The following is a 16,840-nucleotide window of genomic DNA, read 5'->3' on the forward strand; positions in this document are numbered from 1 at the left end:
CCACAGCCACCACGCTGAGGAAGCGCCCTACCAAGGTACAACTTGAACGATCCATGGACCGGCCTCCTTGGATGAGAAAACCCTCAATGAAACGGACCTGATTCCCTATGAGTTGATTGAGCGTACAACGTGGGCGGGGTTGAGCGAACCTCCTACCTCCGCCTGTTCGTCAGACCTCAGCGGAGGAATGTCTGTTCAGAGAAGTCCCCGATTGGGGCCTTACATAAAGGTGTGGTTAACATACGTCTACCCGCTGTCCGATGTCAACCCTTTGGGGACGCGGTCCGCGATTGGGGAAGACCCAGTCGGCTCTCGATCACCTGCCCGACCGCAAAACCCTTCCCCCAATGAAGAAGAATGAGGGCAGGGGGCGCTGCCGCGCCCGCCTGCCCCTCTCACTTGCTCACTTGCGCGGGCAGCCAGCTACCATCCTGGCTCGACTGGCTCGGTCCCGTCGCGGCGGCGCGGGCGGAGGCGCACCAGCACCCGCCCTACCACGCTCGCTCGGCCCGGCGCGCTCTCGCCCCCTTGCAACAAGCAGAGCCATGGAGGCCCCGGCGCGCCCGGGTCGGTTCCTTAGAGCCAGTTGACGCGTTCGGCCGGGCGAATGTAGATCGGCTCCTCGATCTGCTGCCGCACCACCTCCTTGCCCGACTTGTTGAACCCCAGCACGGTGTCGTTGTACATCTCGAACCGCCGCCCGTGAATCTGGGTCTCAAACACCTTCGGGCCCGGAATCACGTCGTACCGGAACACAATCTGCTGGCTCGCCCGCCACAACTGCAGCACCGCCAGCAACTCCCGGCTCGGCACCAGGTACTTCTCAATGGCGTTGTCCACCCCCGGCCCGAACATCTGCCGGATGTACCCCCGCGGCGCCCACCGCGGCGGAATGTAGTACCCGTTCGGCTCCGTCCCCCACTGCGGGTACAACGGCAACGCCACCTGCTCCACCCGAATCGCAAAGTACAACGGGTGCCACCGGTCCTCCGCCCACAACCCGTCCTCGCCGATCCGCACCAGGCTCTGCATCCGAATCTTCCCCACGCAGGCCGCCATGCACCGCGTCTCCATCGGCTCCCCGCCCGTCAAGGGGTCCTTCCCCTCAATCCGCGGATAGCACGCAATGCACTTCTCGCTCACCCGCGTCGTCCCCCGGTACATCGGCTTCTTGTACGGACACTGCTCCACGCACTTCTTGTACCCCCGGCACCGGTTCTGGTCAATCAACACAATCCCGTCCTCCGGCCGCTTGTAGATCGCCTTGCGCGGACAGGCCGCCAGACACCCCGGGTACGTGCAGTGGTTGCAGATCCGCTGCAGGTAGAAGAAGAACGTCTCATGCTCCGGCAACGAACTGCCCGTCATCCGCCACGGCTCGTCCCGCGTGAACCCGGTCTTGTCAATCCCCTCCACCACTGCCCGCATGGAGGTCGCCGTGTCCTCGTAGATGTTGACGAACCGCCACTCCTGGTCCGTCGGGATGTAGCCAATCGCCGCCTGGCCCACCTTGGCCCCCGCGTCGAAAATGGTCATCCCTTCAAACACCCCGTAGGGCGCATGGTGCTTGCGGCCCACCCGCACGTTCCACACCTGCCCCCCCGGGTTCACCTGCTCGATCAGTTGCGTGATCTTCACGTCGTAGAACTGGGGATACCCGCCGTAGGGCTTGGTCTCCACGTTGTTCCACCACATGTACTCCTGCCCCTTCGAGAACAGCCACGTGGACTTGTCCGCCATCGAGCAGGTCTGGCACGCCAGACACCGGTTGATGTTGAACACGAAGGCGAACTGCCACTTGGGGTGCCGCTCCTCGTAGGGGTAGAGCATCTTCCGCCCCAACTGCCAGTTATAGACTTCCGGCATGGTTGACTCCTTCGTTAGGCGTGACGGGGGAGGGGGGCAGCGTCAACCCGCATGGCCGCGCCAGGCGCCCCGCCTCACTCGCCACGCATCCCTCTCCCCTAGACCTTGATCTTGATGTGCTCGCCCTTGAGCCACTTGATCATGAACTCGTTCTCCTGCGCCGGCGTGAAGCCCGTCCGCACCGGCTCCCACGGCCCGCGCGCCCCGATGCCCCCATCCTCCGCCTTCGTGATGCGGATCAGGCACTCCTTCGGGGTCGTGTTCACCGCATGGTGGTCAATGGCATACCCGAACTTGAACTTCCACGCAATCGCGTGCTTGCCCGGCAGCGAGTCCGTCTGGTGCATCGGCATCAGCCAGGAGCGCGTGAACGACTGCTGCGCCCCGTACCGGAAGTTGCTCTGATAGCCGGTGTCCACCGCTATCGCCCGCCCGTCCGGCCGCGTCTCATGCCCCTTCACCGACTTCGCCGTCGCCACGTACGGCGCGTGCTTCGTCATCGTCACGTGGTACGGATACGCCGGGTTGTACTTCGCCCGGATCATCAACCGCGCCACCTTGTAGAACGGATCGCTCGGCCGCCAGCCCCGGTACGGCCGGTCCACCGGGTTCCCGTCCACGTACACGTAGTCGCCGTCGTTGATGCCCCGGTCCTTCGCCGCCTGCGGGTTGATGTGCAACTGGTGCTCGCCCACCCCCGGCGTCCGCTTGTCCATCCGGTACGGATCGCCGAAGTTGGACTCGTAGATCTGCACCCAGTCGTTCACCGACCACTGGCTGTGCACGCGGTGCCGGGTCTTCGGGGTCACGCAGTAGAACTGGTACCCCTTCTCCCACAGCGGGTTCGCCTGCCGCCGAATCTCCTGCCACGGCAGCTTCAGGTTGCGCACGTGCTTGTCGTCGTGGTGCTGGGCCGTGATGGGAATCCCGTAGTCGTCCGGCCGGACGTACGGGTTGCTGGACATGATCGCGTTGGGCAGGTACGGCGTGCACTCCGGCCCCTCCCGGTGCACGATGAAGTTCTCGCCGTACTCGATCGCCTCCGGCTCCACCCGGTAGGTCTCCAACCGCCCGCACCGCGTCCACTGCGGCTTGCTCTCGTTGATCTCCTCCCACAGCGGCTGCCGCGGATACGTCCGCGTCATCACCATCCAGCCCTTCTCGCTCTTCAGCATCGTGTCCGCATGGTAGCCGTACATCGTGGCGCTGGCGTCCAGCACCCGCTGCACGTACACGTCCACCCGGTTCTGGTAGACGAAGTGGAAGACATCCTTGATCCGCTTGTCACCGGTCATCTCGGCCAGCTTCGCCGCGACGCCCGCAAAGGTGTCCGCGTCGTTGCGGGTGTCGTACAGCGGCCGGATCCCGCCCTTCCAGATCTGCACCCAGGGGTTCGACACCGTCGCCGTCATCTCCGGATAGGTGAACTCCATCCAGGAGTTGCAGGCAAACGCGATGTCCGCATGGTTGACGTCGGAGGTCATCTCGATGTCCTGCACCACGATCATCTCGATGTTCGGATCGACGTTCTTGACCATGTCGTAGTGGTGCTTGGCGTTGTTGAGGATGTTCACGTTGGTCACCCACCGCACCTTGCTCGCCGTCGGCATGTGGGTCTTGCCCGTGAACACCTTGCGGCCGTACTTCGGCGTGTTGACGATTAAGGCCGTGTCCCCGTGGTTCCAGTACCCGACCTCTTCGCCGTAGTAGTAGGACTTGACCTTGATCTCCTTGCCGTGGGCGTTGGGATCGAGCGTCAGGTTGAACGGATCCTCGCCCGTGTGCACGCCCAGGCCGCCGCCCGACCAGGGGGTCGAGTTCCAGATGCCGGCCTTGTAGTTACCGGACCAGGTGTGGCAGCCCGTGCCGAACTTCCCGATGTTGCCGCCGAGGATCATGACCAAGGCCGCCCCGCGGCCCATCTCGGTGCAGTGGAAGTAGTGGCACACGCCCTCGCCGTTGTGGATCTGCGCCGGCTTGATCGTGCCGTTGTCCCGGGCCCAGCGGACGATCAGGTCCTTGGGCGCCCGGTTGATCTGATGCACCGTGTCCAGGTCGTAGTCCTGGAAGTGCACCAGGTACATCTGGAAGATCGGCATCACGTCCACTTCGCGGCCGTTGAGCAGCTTCACGCGATAGGTCCCGGTGAGCGCCGCGTCAATGCCGCTGTTCTGGTAGTGCCAGCCCACCAGCTCACGGTCCAGCGGCACGGCCTGGTTCTTGTTGAGGTCCCAGACCATCATGCCGCCCAGCCGCTCGATCTGCTCCGGCTTGAGCGACTGCACCCGGCCCGAATACCGCTTGCTGTAGTCCGGGAACTTAAAGTCCGGCACCACGTCCCGCGGGTCCAGGTACTGCAAGGTGTCCGTCCGGACGAGCAACGGCATGTCCGTGTACCCCTTCAGGAAGTCCACGTCATGCATGTTTTCGTCAATGATGATCTTGCTCGCCCCCAGGAACAGCGCCGCGTCCGTCTCTGGCCGCACCGGAATCCAGTAGTCGGCCCGCGTCGCCGTCGGGTTGTACTCCGGCGTGATCACCACCACCCGGGCGCCCCGCTCGATGCTCTCCAGCTTCCAGTGGGCCTCCGGCATCTTGTTCTCGACGAAGTTCTTGCCCCAGGAGGTGTTCAGCTTGCAGAACCGCATGTCGGAGAGGTCAATGTCGCAGTTCTGCGTGCCGTTCCACCAGGGCTGGGCAGGGTCCTGGTCGCCGTGCCAGGTGTAGTTCGAGTAGTAGCGGCCGCCTTGCGCCTGATCCGGCTTCACCTTCCGAATGTAGGTGTCCACGAGCGGGAGCACGCCGCCGTTGAACCGGGTGTTCATCATCTTGCCGATGATGCCCAGCACGGGCATGCCGGCCCGGTGCTTAAAGCAGCGCACCCCGGCGCCCTTCATCATCTCGATCATCTCCGGCGGATAGCCCTGCTCGCGCAGCCGCCGCGCCCCCGCCTCGCCGCTGTAGCGCGTGGCGATGATCAGCACCGCCTTGGCGGCGTAGGTGAAGGCTGTGTCCCAGGACACCCGGACCATGTCGTCCAGGAAGCGGCTGTCGAACTTGTACTTCCGCTTGGTCTCCGGGGTCAGCTCCGGCGCTCCCGCATCCATCCATTCCTTCCAGCCCCGCCGCATCAACGGCCCCTTCAGCCGATAGGGCCCGTACACCCGGCGGTGGAAGGTGAACCCCTTCAGGCACATGCGCGGGTTGTGGGCGAAGGTCCCGCGGTTGCCGTAGAGGTCCTCGTAGGTCTGGTGGTCGTAGTTCTGCTCGACCCGCATCACGACGCCGTTGCGCACGAAGGCGCGCACGCGGCAGCCATGGGTGTCGTTCGGGGAGCAGCAATAGGTGAAGGAAGAGTCATACCGGTACTGGTCGTGATAGACGCGCTCCCAGGACCGGTCGGGATACTCGCCGAGGGGGTTGCCCACCTCGATGACCGGCTGTAGCGCGGTCAAGGCGAGGGCCTTGTCCGCCAGCGCGACAGCCGCCACGGTCCCGGCCGTGGCCTTCATGAACTGTCTCCGCGAAAGAAGCATAACGAAGCCTCCCCACAAGTTGATAAAGAACCTACAGACTCTCAGGCACCTTCTCGATGCGTGATTCTTGCGACTCGCCTCACCTCCTTTCTCTCCACAAATGCTGGTGTCAGGAAATACTGGCAGGCATTCTGAATCCTGCCTCAAGCCGGGCTTTGGGGAGAGGCAATGGCTATGCCAGTCGCGAGTCGGCGGGAAATCTGTCGTAAGTAGTTGATCGTGTCGCCTGAACAGGGCATGGGGCCGGGGAAGCCTGGATGCCATCGTCCGCGGCCCGCGATTTGTCACGGGCTCCGTTTCGCTTGCCGCGATTTATCGAGGGCAAGGATGGAACGGAAAATCCTATACGCTACGAAGGCGTAACGCACGCTGGCACAAATCTTGTTCCCTCCCAGCATGACGAGCCTACGTGGGATTGGAGGCGAGCGGACGTTTGAGCCCCAGCTTTTTGAGTCGGCTGCGCAACGTGCTGGGATTAAGCCCCAGGGCCTGCGCGGCCCCCTGGGGCCCCTCGATGCGCCAGCCTGTCTCCTGCAGGGTCTTCAGGATGTGGGCTCGCTCAAAATCCAGTAGCGTGGCCGGTGCACCCTGCGGGTCGGCGCCAACGCCGGGAGCCAGCGAGTCCTGGATCTCGAGGAGCGGCGTCCGGGAGAGGATCATGGCGCGCTCGATCACATTCTGCAGCTCCCGCACGTTGCCCGGCCAGGCGTACCGGACCAGACGCTCCATGGAGGCCGGCGCGATGTCTTCCCAGCGCCGCTTCAGCTTCGCGCTGTACTGCTCGAGGAAGTGGCGGGCCAGCAGCGGAATATCCTCCGGCCGCTCGCGCAGCGGCGGGACGAAGATCGGAAAGACGTGGAGGCGATAGTAAAGATCGGCGCGAAACCGGCCCTCGGCGATGGCGGAGACCAGGTTGGAGTTCGTGGCGGCGATGATCCGGACATCCACGGGCACCGGGTGCGTCCCGCCAACCCGATCCACATAGCCGTCTTGCAGCACGCGCAGGAGCTTGGCCTGCGCCTCCATCGGCATCTCCCCGATTTCATCCAGAAACAACGTGCCCCCGTTCGCGAGCTCAAACCGCCCCTGGCGACGCTGCTCGGCCCCCGTGAAGGCGCCCCGCTCGTGCCCGAACAGCTCGCTCTCGACCAACCCGACCGGCAGCGCGGCGCAGTTCACCCGCACGAAGGGCTTATCCCGTCGCAGGCTCAGCTCGTGGATGGCCCGGGCAAGCAGCTCCTTGCCGGTTCCAGTCTCTCCGGTGATCAATACCGTGCTGTTTGTCGGCGCGACGGCCTGCGCCAGCGAGAGCAGGTTCTGGAAGGCCTGGCTGCGCCCGACCATGGCCCCGAAATTGTTTGTGAGCTTGATCTCCTCAACGAGGTACTCATTCTCGCGTGCGAGCTGTTCCCGCAAACGGTTGATCTCTTCATACGCCCGCACGTGGTTGATGGCATACGCGATCTGCGTGGCCACCTGCTGCAGGAACTCCAGGTCCTCGGCATCCGGGTCACCAGTCTGCACGCTGCCGATGTTCAACGTCCCGAGGCAGGTGTCGCGGAGCATGAGCGGCAGGTTGATCATGCGCCCGAGCCCCTCCTGGATGTAGAAATCATCCTCGAGAAACAGTCGCTCCCGGTGCAGATTCGGCCGGATGTGGATCCGGCGGTGATCGTACACCCACCCCACGGCGCTCCCCACCCGTGGGATGATCGCGTCCCGCTGGAGTACCCTGACCGGCATGGTCGTTTCGACCGCGAGAAACCGGAAGGTGTCGGTGTCCGCGCTGTACAGGGTCACACCCGCACGCTCCCACGGCATCACCTGCCGAATCTGCTCCGTGATCGCCCGCCACAGACTGTCGGTGTCGCGCTGGGAATTCAGCACGTTGGTCACTTCCAGCAGCGCCCGATAACTGAGATGGATGCGTGTCATGAACATTCCCCTGGAAACCGCTGCGCATTCTAAAGCACGGGCGGGCCAAACGCCAGCGAAACTCGATGGTGAAATGCGAAACGCGGCGCGGCGGCTCTACTCGTCCGACTCCACGACGAACCGATAGCCCACGCCAGGGTCCGTCAGGATGTAGCGGGGGCGGGCGGGATCCTTCTCGAGCTTCTTTCTGAGGTGGGCGACGAAGACACGAAGGTATTGCGCCTGGTCCGCATAGGACTTTCCCCAAACGGCGGTGAGCAGCGTCTGATGCGTCAAGACCTTCCCGGCGTTCTCGATCATGTACTTGAGCAAATTGTATTCGGTGGGAGTCAGTTTGACAACCTCCCCGGCGAGGCGGACCTCGCGCGTGGCGAAGTTCACCGAGAGATCACCGGTCGTAAACACGGGCAAGGCGCTTTTGGCCCCGGCAGCCCTGCGCAGCACCGACTTGATCCTGGCCAGCAACTCGACGGTGCTGAATGGCTTGGTGATGTAGTCGTCGGCTCCCAGTTCCAGGGCTTCCACCTTCTTCGCTTCGGTCGAGACCGCCGAGAGCACGATGATCGGAACTGGCGACTGCTCTCGCAGACGACGGGTCACTTCTAGCCCTTCCAGGCCCGGCATCAACAGATCAACCAACACGACATCGGGCATGCGAGAAGCGGCTGCCTGCAACGCCTGTTCGCCCGTCTCCGCCCGGATGACCGTGTAGCCCTGGGCCTCCAGCGCGACCTGGAGGGACCGCCGGATCTGGGGCTCATCGTCCACGACCAGGATGCGAGCTCCACGGTTCACGGCGGCTCCTCTAGCACGTTGGAAGATCCAAGAACGACGGCGCCGGCTCGCGGACGGGCAGGGTGAACGTGACCGTCGTCACGTGCCCAAGGGTGGACTCCACCCAAATACGCCCGCCGTGGGCAGCAATAATGCCTTTGCAGATCGCCAGCCCCAACCCGCTGCCGCGCACAGGTCGCTCGCGCTTCGAGCGCACACGATAGAAGCGATCGAAAACCCGATCGAGATCGTTCTCCGCAATGCCTTCCCCTTCGTTGGACACGCTAATCGTCAGCTCCGAGTCGGTCTGGCGGGCCGTCAATCGGATCGCCGTGCCCGGGAAGGAATACTTGGCCGCATTGTCCAGCAGATTGACCAGCACCTGCTGGATCTCCACGGCATCCACGTGCACGGGGGCCAGCCCGTCCGGAAGCTGGATGTCCACGCGCCGCGCCTGGAGCATCGTGGCGCTGCGCCGCAGCGCCCCCTCGACTAGGTCTTCGATCGGGTACCATCCGCGGTTGGGGACGAGCTGCCCGGCCTCGATGCGCGACATGTCCAGCAGGTTGCTGATCAGCCGGTCGAGGTAGTCCACTTCTTCGTCAATCCCACGAAGGAGTTCCACCCGAGTGTCCTCGGGAAGGCCGCCCTCGACTCCCTGTAGGCTCACCACCGAGGTCTTGATGGCCGTCAGCGGCGTCCGGAGCTCGTGCGAGATGAGCGACAGCAGCGCCGATTTCAATTCGTCGCTCTGGCGGAACGCCTCGATCCGCTGGGCTTCGCTCCGGCGAAGCTCCTCCTCGGCGTGTTGACGTTGGGCGATTTCCTCCACTAACTCACGACTGGCCCGGACCACCTGGACGGTCAAGAGCAGCCCCAAACCCGCGGCGCACAGACTGAGTGAGATTTCCCACGCCAGCATGTTAGCGACTTCGGCGTCAGCCTTGGCATAGAAGAGGCGGGCCGCCTCGACCGTCACCTCATTCAACGTCTCGTTGAGCCCCAGCAACTCCTGCAGCTCGACCGCCGATCCGGGGCTCCCCTCCGGACGCTGTGCAAAGCGCTCCCCCTTCCGGACGAATTCCTCGATCAACCGTTGCTGTTCGATCAACTTCTTCCTGATGGCTTCGTCGCTGGCCGGCGGCAGCTCGACCGTCTCCGTTTGCCCCAGCAAGGCCACCCGACCGCCGTGGATCAGCGCGTTCAGCGACCCCTTCCAGAGCTCCGCCGTGTCGCGATAGTTGACCCGATGCCCCTGGGAGGCCAAGAACACCTCCTTCATGAACATCTGGTTGAGCATCCGCTGCCGACCCGCGATATTGATTTCGGCAGCCATGGACCTTTGATTCCGGATCGTCAGCACCGTGTAAGACAAGATGCCCAACATAGTCGCGATGAAAAGCCCGGCGATCACGACCAGCGTCTGGCCGATCGAAAGACGGACGACGGTGTGCTTCATCATTCATCCCCGCGGTGGTCATGCCCCGGCACTCCAGGCCGGTGAAAGCCCCGAACCAGAGGCGACCGTCAAGCCCGGATTGCCGCAGGATAATCAGTTTCGGCAGCTCCTGCAAACCAAATGCTTCTTCCACACTCGCCCCTCGGGAAAAGACTGGTGAGGATAGGCCTTGAGAAGCAAGGGGACCAGGCAGAGATTCGCGGGCGGCGGCCCGTCGCCGTCACACAGCTTGAACAATGGCGAGCTTCAAGAAGAGAGATGGGGAAACAGACATGGTGTGGAATTCACAGAATGCAGAGGGGGGCAGGGGCGCTCCCATGCGCCTCCTGCCCCCCTTCGCCGAGCCCTCAGCGCTCAGCTTGCAGCCTCCCCATGGTTGCTGACGGCTGAGCACGGATGGCGGGGTGTGGCCTCAGCCTCAGAGCCAGTTCACCCGCTCCGCGGGCCGAATGTAGATCGGCTCCTCGATCTGCTGCCGCACCACCTCCTTGCCCGACTTGTTGAACCCCAGCACGGTGTCGTTGTACATCTCGAACCGCCGCCCGTGAATCTGGGTCTCAAACACCTTCGGGCCCGGAATCACGTCGTACCGGAACACAATCTGCTGGCTCGCCCGCCACAACTGCAGCACCGCCAGCAACTCCCGGCTCGGCACCAGGTACTTCTCAATGGCGTTGTCCACCCCCGGCCCGAACATCTGCCGGATGTACCCCCGCGGCGCCCACCGCGGCGGAATGTAGTACCCGTTCGGCTCCGTCCCCCACTGCGGGTACAACGGCAACGCCACCTGCTCCACCCGAATCGCAAAGTACAACGGGTGCCACCGGTCCTCCGCCCACAACCCGTCCTCGCCGATCCGCACCAGGCTCTGCATCCGAATCTTCCCCACGCAGGCCGCCATGCACCGCGTCTCCATCGGCTCCCCGCCCGTCAAGGGGTCCTTCCCCTCAATCCGCGGATAGCACGCAATGCACTTCTCGCTCACCCGCGTCGTCCCCCGGTACATCGGCTTCTTGTACGGACACTGCTCCACGCACTTCTTGTACCCCCGGCACCGGTTCTGGTCAATCAACACAATCCCGTCCTCCGGCCGCTTGTAGATCGCCTTGCGCGGACAGGCCGCCAGACACCCCGGGTACGTGCAGTGGTTGCAGATCCGCTGCAGGTAGAAGAAGAACGTCTCATGCTCCGGCAACGAACTGCCCGTCATCCGCCACGGCTCGTCCCGCGTGAACCCGGTCTTGTCAATCCCCTCCACCACTGCCCGCATGGAGGTCGCCGTGTCCTCGTAGATGTTGACGAACCGCCACTCCTGGTCCGTCGGGATGTAGCCAATCGCCGCCTGGCCCACCTTGGCCCCCGCGTCGAAAATGGTCATCCCTTCAAACACCCCGTAGGGCGCATGGTGCTTGCGGCCCACCCGCACGTTCCACACCTGCCCCCCCGGGTTCACCTGCTCGATCAGTTGCGTGATCTTCACGTCGTAGAACTGGGGATACCCGCCGTAGGGCTTGGTCTCCACGTTGTTCCACCACATGTACTCCTGCCCCTTCGAGAACAGCCACGTGGACTTGTCCGCCATCGAGCAGGTCTGGCACGCCAGACACCGGTTGATGTTGAACACGAAGGCGAACTGCCACTTGGGGTGCCGCTCCTCGTAGGGGTAGAGCATCTTCCGCCCCAACTGCCAGTTATAGACTTCCGGCATGGTTGACTCCTTCGTTAGGCGTGACGGGGGAGGGGGGCAGCGTCAACCCGCATGGCCGCGCCAGGCGCCCCGCCTCACTCGCCACGCATCCCTCTCCCCTAGACCTTGATCTTGATGTGCTCGCCCTTGAGCCACTTGATCATGAACTCGTTCTCCTGCGCCGGCGTGAAGCCCGTCCGCACCGGCTCCCACGGCCCGCGCGCCCCGATGCCCCCATCCTCCGCCTTCGTGATGCGGATCAGGCACTCCTTCGGCACCGTGTTGACCGCGTGGTGGTCAATGCCGTAGCCGAACTTGAACTTCCACGCAATCGCATGCTTGCTCGGCAGCGAGTCCGTCTGGTGCATCGGCATCAGCCAGGAACGCGTGAACGACTGCTGCGCCCCGTACCGGAAGTTGCTCTGATAGCCGGTGTCCACCGCAATCGCCCGCCCGTCCGGCCGCGTCTCATGCCCCTTCACCGACTTCGCCGTCGCCACGTAGGGGGCGTGCTTCGCCATCGTCACGTGGTACGGATACGCCGGGTTGTACTTCGCCCGCAGCATCAACCGCGCCACCTTGTAGAACGGATCGCTCGGCCGCCAGCCCCGGTACGGCCGGTCCACCGGGTTCCCGTCCACGTAGACGTAGTCGCCGTCGTTGATGCCCCGGTCCTTTGCCGCCTGCGGGTTGATGTGCAACTGGTGCTCGCCCACCCCCGGCGTCCGCTTGTCCATCCGGTACGGATCGCCGAAGTTGGACTCGTACATCTGCACCCAGTCGTTCACCGACCACTGGCTGTGCACGCGGTGCCGGGTCTTCGGGGTCACGCAGTAGAACTGGTACCCCTTCTCCCACAGCGGGTTCGCGTGCCGCTTGATCTCCTGCCACGGCAGCTTCAGGTTGCGCACGTGCTTGTCATCGTGGTGCTGGGCCGTGATGGGAATCCCGTAGTCGTCCGGCCGGATGTACGGGTTCGTGGACATGATCGCGTTGGGCAGGTACGGCGTCGCCTCGGTGCCCTCCCGGTGCGCCACGAAGTTCTCGCCGTACTCGATCGCCTCCGGCTCGATCCGGTAGTTCTCGTACCGGCCGGTCCGGGTCCACATCGGCTTCGACTCGTTGGTCTCCTCCCAGAACGGCTGCCGCGGATACGTCCGCGTCATCACCATCCAGCCCTTCTCCGACTTCAGGCATGTATCGGCCTGATAGCCGTAGAAGGTGCTCGAGGCATCCAGGAGCCGTTGCACGTACACGTCCACCCGGTTGAGGTACACGAAGTGGAAGACATCCTTGATCCGCTTGTCGCCGGTCATGTCGGCCAGCTTCGCCGCCACGCCCGCAAAGGTGTCCGCGTCGTTGCGAGTGTCGTACAGCGGCCGGATGCCGCCCTTCCAGATCTGCAGCCACGGGTTGCTCACCGTGATCGTCATCTCCGGATAGGTGAACTCCATCCAGGAGTTGCAGGCCAACGCCACGTCCGCATGGTTCACGTCCGAGGTCATCTCAATATCCTGCGTGACGATGCACTCGATATTGGGATCGACGTTCTTGACCATGTCGTAGTGGTGCTTGGCGTTGTTGAGCACGTTCACGTTGGTCACCCAGCGGAACTTGCTCGGGCTCGGCATGTGGGTCTTGCCCGTGAACACCTTGCGGCCGTACTTCGGCGTGTTGACGATCAAGGCCGTGTCCCCGTGGTTCCAGTACCCGACCTCTTCGCCGTAGTAGTAGGACTTGACCTTGATCTCCTTGCCGTGGGCCTCCGGATCCAGCGTGAGGTTGAATGGATCCTCGCCCGTGTGCACGCCCAGCCCGCCGCCCGACCAGGGGGTCGCCGTCCAGGCGCCGGCCTTGTAGTTGCCGGCCCAGGTGTGCTGGCCCGTGCCGAACTTGCCGACGTTCCCCGTGATGATCAGAACCATGGCCGCCGCCCGGCCGTAGATCGTCTCGTGGAAGTAGTGGTTCACCCCCTCGCCGTTGTGGATCGCCGCCGGCTTGATCGTGCCGCTATCCCGGGCCCAGCGGACGATCAGGTCCTTGGGCGCCCGGTTGATCTGATGCACCGTGTCCAGGTCGTAGTCCTGGAAGTGCACCAGATAGAGCTGCCAGACCGGCATCACGTCCACCTCGCGGCCGTTGAGCAGCTTGACCCGGTAGGTCCCGGTCAACGCCGCGTCAATGCCGCTGTTGCGGAAATGCCAGCCCACCAGCTCGCGATCCAGGAACACCGGCTGCTGCTTGTTCAGGTCCCAGACCATGCAGCCCCCCAGCCGCTCGATCGTCTCCGGGTTGAGCGTCTGCACCTTGCCGGAGTACCGGTTCGAGTAATCTGGGAACTTGAAGTCCTTGATTACATCCCGCGGGTCCAGATATTGGAGCGTGTCCGTGCGGACGAGGATCGGCGCGTCCGTGAACTCCTTGAGGAAGTCCACGTCGTGCATGTTCTCGTCAATGATGATCTTCATCGCGCCACAGAACAGCGCCCCGTCGGACTGCGGCCGCACCGGAATCCAGTAGTCGGCCCGCGTCGCCGTCGGGTTGTACTCCGGCGTGATCACCACGATCCGGCAGCCCCGCTCGATGGATTCCAGCTTCCAGTGGGCCTCCGGCATCTTGTTCTCGACGAAGTTCTTCCCCCAGCTCGTGTTCAGCTTGGAGAAGCGCATGTCGCAGAGGTCAATGTCGGAGGTCTGCACGCCCGACCAGAAGGGGTGCGACGGGTTCTGGTCGCCGTGCCAGGTGTAGTTCGACCAGTAGCGGCCGCCCTGCGCCTGGTTGGGCCCCACCTTGCGGATGTAGGTGTCCACCAGCGGGAGCACCCCGCCGTTGAACCGGGTGTTCATCATCTTGCCGACGATGCCCAACACGGGCATGCCGGCCCGATGCTTGAAGGTGCGCGTGCCGGCGCCCTTCATCATCTCGATCATCTCCGGCGGATAGCCCTGCTCGCGCAGCCGCCGCGCCCCCGCCTCGCCGCTGTAGCGCGTAGCGATGATCAGCACCGCCTTGGCCAGATAGGTGAACGCGGTGTCCCAGGACACCCGGACCATGTCGTCCAGGTAGCGGGCGTCGAATTTATACTTGCGCTTGACCTCAGGCGTGAGTTCCGGGGCGCCGGCGTCCATCCACTCCTTCCAGCCTTTGCGCATCAACGGCCCCTTCAGCCGATAGGGCCCGTACACCCGGCGGTGGAAGGTGTAGCCCTTCAGGCACATGCGCGGGTTGTGGGCGAAGGTCCCGCGGTTGCCGTAGAGGTCCTCGTAGGTCTGGTGGTCGTAGTTCTGCTCGACCCGCATCACGACGCCGTTGCGCACGAAGGCACGCACCCGGCAGGCGTGGGTGTCGTTCGGAGAGCACACGAACGTGAAGGAGGAATCGTACCGGTACTGGTCGTGGTAGACCCGCTCCCAGGACCGGTCGGGATACTCACCGAGGGGGTTGCCCACCTCGACGACCGGCTGCAGCGCGGTCAAGGCGAGAGCGCGGTCCGCGATCGCGGCCGCCGCGATCGTCCCGGCCGAAACCTTTAAAAACTGTCGCCTTGATAGATACATCGTCACAACCTCCCTGCAAAATTGCCCCTCTCAAAGACATGGACCATTGAGAAGCCTCTGTTTCTCCTCACCTCACCTCACCTCCCTTCTCTACCTTCTTCCTCAGGGCAGACCGATGGACGATCTGAAGCCCTAAGCAAAGCCATTGCCAGGGGGGTTGGCAGAACGTGTGGGACACGGGAGCGTCTAAGTGGCCATCCGTTCAGCGAAAACTGCTCGGCCGGCGTGGAGGCCGATGAGCCACGCGGAGCTTGCGCGGGACACAGAGCAAGAAACTGTTGACACTCGGATCAGGCTGTGGCTAAAAACTGCTACAAGATCAAATTGTTAGCTGCGAAGAAGAAATCTTTTCGCGGGAGGGAGACCAACCAGGACAGCGCGGGTCTCCCGCTTCAGTTCGGGCTGGGTGCGCTTCCCGGCCTCCGCAGGTTACGCCAGAGAAACATGCTGGCGGATGGGGGAGATGTCCGGCCGGAGGCTTGCCTTGGAAGACCAAGCCCGCTGTCACAAAATCGGAACCAGCCTCCTAATGAGCGGAGGGGGACGAGCCTTGCAGGTAATGGCGCATCAAAGAGGAGAAATGCTGCCGGGTGATGCCGCTGTCTTCGGCCGCCTTAGCCACCTGTCCCCCTGCCATCTCCAGCTTGGCCCTGAGGTAGGCGCTGTTGAACTCCGCCAGCACCTTTTTCCTCGCCTGCCCATACGAGTCGGCCAAGTAGGCGGTGATGTCAAAAGAGGCCGCCGACTTCCTCCCCGAGGGCAGGAGCGATCTGATCTGCTGACGGCTGATGGTGTTGCCCTCGCACAGCATGATGGCCCGCTCGATGACGTTACGGAGTTCCCGGACGTTGCCCGGCCAGTCGTAGGCCGCCAGCTCGTTCATGGCGGAGGATTCCAGGTAACACCCGGGCTTCTTTAAGGCCTGCCCAAAGGACGATGTAAAGTGGCGTGCCAGGACAGCGATGTCTTCCGGACGTTCCCGCAGCGGCGGCACCTTGATGACAAAGGCGGCGAGCCGGTAGTAGAGGTCCTTCCGGAACTCGCCTGTTTGGACCTTCTCCTCGAGATCCTTGTTCGTCGCCGCGATGAACCGCATATCTACCCGCTTCACGCGGGTCCCACCCACAGGCCGGACCTCGTTGTCCTCGAGCACCCGCAACAACTTGGCTTGGAGCGGGAGCGGCAGATCGCCGATCTCGTCCAGGAAGGCCGTCCCGCCGTGGGCCAGCTCGATGAGCCCCGGCTTATCGCTGATCGCGCCGGTAAAGGCGCCCCGGACGTGGCCGAAGAGCTCGCTCTCCGCCATGCCTTCCGGCAGCGTCGTGCAATCAATGACCTGGTAGGGCTTGGTCCGCTCGCTGCTTTCCTCGTGGATCCGACGGGCGATGAGCCCCTTACCGGTCCCGGTCTCGCCGATGATCAGGACGGGCATGCGACCCTGGGCAGCCGCACGGACCGTCCGCAGGATCTCGTGAAAGGCCTTGCTCGCGCCGATGAATCCCCCCTCGTCGAACTCCCGTTCTTGGACCCGCTGGTAAACCACGCGGCGGCGGACAATCTCCGAGATGCGGATGGCCCGGTGCAGCCGCATGCCGAGATCGTCCGGGTTGGCGGGCTGCACGATATAGTCGTAGGCCCCCCGCCGCATGGCTTCCACCGCCGCCCCGACCTCATTCCGCTGCGTCACGACGATGACCGGGAGCGTGCGATCAAGTTCCTGGATCCGGCTGATCAAGTCCAGTCCGTCAACGCCCGGCAGGACCACGTCCGTCAAGACCAGGTCCACGGCCCGCTCGGTCAACGCCTGAAGCGCGCCCTTCGCGGTAGAGCAAACTTCAAAATCGAGGCCGCCCTCGACCGGTTTAAGATTCGCCCGCTCCAGAGCCTGCAGCAAGTGCTCGGTTTCGGTCGGATTGTCCTCGACGATTAAAATAGTAAAGGTTCTGGTTTTCCTCGTCTGGAAGACAGGTTCCCAGGTGAGGGTTGTCATGGTACCCCTCCGGCTCGAAGGGGGCAGAGCGCCACT

General features: G+C 63.7%; 8 protein-coding genes. All 8 read right to left on the bottom strand.

Features of this window, described 5'->3' with window-relative positions:
• Window positions 1–576: 576 nt before the first annotated feature.
• The 8 genes from ACWHYQ_RS17610 to ACWHYQ_RS17645 all read right to left on the bottom strand — a co-directional run bounded on the left by ACWHYQ_RS17610 (window position 577) and on the right by ACWHYQ_RS17645 (window position 16,804).
• The gene (locus ACWHYQ_RS17610; protein ID WP_447972022.1) at window positions 577–1,866 is read right to left on the bottom strand and encodes a 4Fe-4S dicluster domain-containing protein; all 1,290 of its coding nucleotides are present in this window, start codon (window positions 1,864–1,866) and stop codon (window positions 577–579) included.
• 98 nt (window positions 1,867–1,964) lie between these two features.
• Window positions 1,965–5,402, bottom strand: coding sequence for a molybdopterin-dependent oxidoreductase (locus ACWHYQ_RS17615; protein ID WP_447973411.1), 3,438 nt, complete (start codon window positions 5,400–5,402; stop codon window positions 1,965–1,967).
• 405 nt (window positions 5,403–5,807) lie between these two features.
• Window positions 5,808–7,337: a sigma 54-interacting transcriptional regulator gene (locus tag ACWHYQ_RS17620; RefSeq protein WP_447973412.1), complete on the bottom strand. Its 1,530-nt coding sequence runs from the start codon at window positions 7,335–7,337 to the stop codon at window positions 5,808–5,810.
• 96 nt (window positions 7,338–7,433) lie between these two features.
• Window positions 7,434–8,132: a response regulator gene (locus ACWHYQ_RS17625; RefSeq protein ID WP_447973413.1), complete on the bottom strand. Its 699-nt coding sequence runs from the start codon at window positions 8,130–8,132 to the stop codon at window positions 7,434–7,436.
• 10 nt (window positions 8,133–8,142) lie between these two features.
• Window positions 8,143–9,573 carry an ATP-binding protein gene (locus tag ACWHYQ_RS17630; protein ID WP_447973414.1) on the bottom strand — a complete coding sequence of 477 codons (1,431 nt, stop codon included), beginning with the start codon at window positions 9,571–9,573 and terminating at the stop codon, window positions 8,143–8,145.
• Window positions 9,574–9,988: 415 nt separating this feature from the next.
• Window positions 9,989–11,278: a 4Fe-4S dicluster domain-containing protein gene (locus ACWHYQ_RS17635; RefSeq protein WP_447972022.1), complete on the bottom strand. Its 1,290-nt coding sequence runs from the start codon at window positions 11,276–11,278 to the stop codon at window positions 9,989–9,991.
• Window positions 11,279–11,376: 98 nt separating this feature from the next.
• Window positions 11,377–14,814 (bottom strand): molybdopterin-dependent oxidoreductase, encoded by a 3,438-nt coding sequence (locus ACWHYQ_RS17640; RefSeq protein ID WP_447973415.1) that lies wholly within the window; start codon window positions 14,812–14,814, stop codon window positions 11,377–11,379.
• Window positions 14,815–15,340: 526 nt separating this feature from the next.
• Window positions 15,341–16,804, bottom strand: a complete 1,464-nt coding sequence (locus tag ACWHYQ_RS17645; protein ID WP_447973416.1) for a sigma-54-dependent transcriptional regulator — start codon at window positions 16,802–16,804, stop codon at window positions 15,341–15,343.
• Between the last annotated feature and the right edge of the window lie 36 nt (window positions 16,805–16,840).

The sequence above is a fragment of the Nitrospira sp. Kam-Ns4a genome (assembly GCF_965152595.1).